The following is a 2,593-nucleotide window of genomic DNA, read 5'->3' on the forward strand; positions in this document are numbered from 1 at the left end:
GGTGAGTTCTGCTTCGATGGCCGCCTGGAGGCGTTCTTCGAGCAGGGGGGAGCCGATTTGTTGCACGATCTCGCTGAGGAAGCCGCGTACGACGAGGCGCCGGGCCTCGTCTTCGCTGATGCCGCGGGACTGCAGGTAGAACAGCTGCTCGTCGTCGAAGCGGCCGGTCGCGCTCGCGTGCCCGGCCCCCTTGATGTCGCCGGTCTCGATCTCGAGGTTCGGGATCGAGTCCGCCCGGGTGCCTTCGGTGAGCACGAGGTTACGGTTTTGTTCGTAGCTGTCGGTCCCGGCCGCATCCCGCCCGATCAGGACGTCGCCGATCCACACGGTGCGGGCGCCTTGACCCTGCAACGCACCCTTGTAGGTGACGCGGCTGCGACTGTTCGGCGCGACATGGTTCACGAATACCTGCTGCTCGAGGTGCTGGCCGGCGTCGGCGAAGTACAGGCCGAGCAGCTCCGTGTCCGAACCGATCCCGGCTAGACGCACCGACGGGTTCACCCGCACGATGCTGCCGCCCAGGCTCACCACGATGTGCTTCAACCGTGCGTCGCGGCCGATGGTGGCGAAGTGGTTCGTCAGGTGCACGGCCGTGTCGCCCCATTCCTGCAGACTGACCACGGTCAGGTTCGCGGACTCGCCCAGGATGATCTCGACGTTCTCGCTCAGCCGGGCCGCACCCGTGTTCTCCAGGATCAGGATGGCTTGGCTGAACGGCTTGGCCTCGATGATGGTGTGCGCGCCGCGCGCGCCGGAACCCAGGCCGGCACGGGTGACCGTGACCTCCTTGGCCTCCTCGCCGCTGATCGTGATCGCGAGAGCCTTCTCGAAACTCGACCACGCGTTCGCCGACGCGCGTTCCTCGGGCGCCCCGGCCGAACCGATCCGCGGGTCGGTGCGATCGACCCAGGCGACGCTGACCCCGGCGACGCGTGAAGACTCGACCGGGTACTCCGACCCGTCGAGCACACCCGCGGTCAGGTCGGTGAACTTCTTCACCGGCGATAGCTTCCAGACCGCTTCACGACCCGTGACGGGACCGAAGTCGGCCACGTTCACGCTCGCGAACCGGTCCGACCGGGTCTGCACCGGCACATAACCGAAACGGCCGTCCGAGTGCTCCTTGATGCCGTGCTGCTCCGCAGTAGGCATGGCATCCGTTGTGGATGCCGGGGTGGTTGGTGGGGAATTGAGTTGTGCAGAGACGGCGGACATTTAGCCGACGGATCCTTCCATGCCCATTTCAATGAGCTTGTTGAGTTCAAGGGCGTACTCCATCGGCAGCTCCCGGGCAATCGGCTCGATGAAGCCGCGCACGATCATGGCCATCGCCTCATCTTCGGGCATCCCCCGGCTCATCAAGTAGAACAGCTGCTCCTCGCTGACCCGCGACACCGTGGCCTCGTGGCCCAACTGCACATCATCGACCCGGATATCGATCGATGGATACGTGTCCGAACGCGATTTCGTGTCCACCAGCAACGCGTCACAGCGCACCGTGTTCGCGGAGTGGTGCGCCGTGGCATCCACCCGCACCTCACCGCGGTAACCAGACNGCGGAGTGGTGCGCCGTGGCATCCACCCGCACCTCACCGCGGTAACCAGACCGGCCACCACCCCGGGCAATGGACTTCGACACGATCGAAGACTGCGTATACGGCGCCATGTGGATCATCTTCGCGCCCGCATCCTGATGCTGACCGGGACCCGCGAACGCCACCGACAGGGTCTCCCCCTTAGCGTGCTCACCCATCAGATAAATCGACGGGTACTTCATCGTGACCTTGGAACCGATATTGCCATCGATCCACTCCATCGTGGCACCCTCCGCAGCCGTCGCACGCTTCGTGACCAGGTTGTAGACGTTCGTGGACCAGTTCTGGATAGTCGTGTAGCGAACGCGGGCATTCTTCTTCACAACAATCTCGACCACCGCAGAGTGCAGAGAATCGGACGAGTAGATCGGGGCCGTGCACCCCTCGATGTAGTGCACGTAGCTGCCCTCGTCGGCGATGATCAGGGTGCGCTCAAACTGCCCCATATTCTCCGTATTGATGCGGAAGTAGGCCTGCAGCGGGATCTCCACGTGCACACCCGGCGGCACATAAACGAAAGAGCCGCCCGACCACACCGAGGTGTTCAGCGCCGCGAACTTGTTGTCGCCGGAGGGAATGATCGTGCCGAAATACTCCTCGAAGAACTCCGGATGCTCCCTCAACGCCGTGTCGGTATCCATGAAGATGACACCCTGCGCAGCCAATTCTTCGTTGATCTGGTGATAGACCACCTCGGACTCATACTGGGCCGCGACGCCGGAGACAAGACGCTGACGCTCGGCCTCGGGAATGCCGAGCTTCTCATAGGTGCTCTTGATGTCCTCGGGCAGGTCGTCCCAAGTCTGGGCCTGCTTCTCCGTGGAACGCACGAAGTACTTGATGTTGTCGAAATCGATGCCCGACAGGTCAGCACCCCAAGTCGGCATCGGCTTGCGCTCAAACAACTCGAGGGCCTTGAGGCGACGCTGCAGCATCCACTCAGGCTCGCCCTTGAGATTGGAGATATCGGTCACCACCTCCGGCGAAATCCCGCGGCG

Annotated in this window: 1 protein-coding gene and 1 pseudogene; both read right to left on the reverse strand. The window is 63.4% G+C overall.

What is annotated here, in order from left to right:
• Positions 1-1,152 (reverse strand): Fe-S cluster assembly protein SufD (gene sufD / locus E3O28_RS11820; RefSeq protein WP_104099134.1); only part of this gene is annotated, 1,152 nt, incomplete at its 3' end.
• 63 nt (positions 1,153-1,215) lie between these two features.
• Positions 1,216-2,593: pseudogene (sufB, locus tag E3O28_RS11825) on the reverse strand (Fe-S cluster assembly protein SufB); the annotation flags it as partial.

Source organism: Cryobacterium sp. TMT2-14, assembly GCF_004402465.1.
GTDB classification, from domain to species: Bacteria; Actinomycetota; Actinomycetes; order Actinomycetales; family Microbacteriaceae; genus Cryobacterium; species Cryobacterium sandaracinum.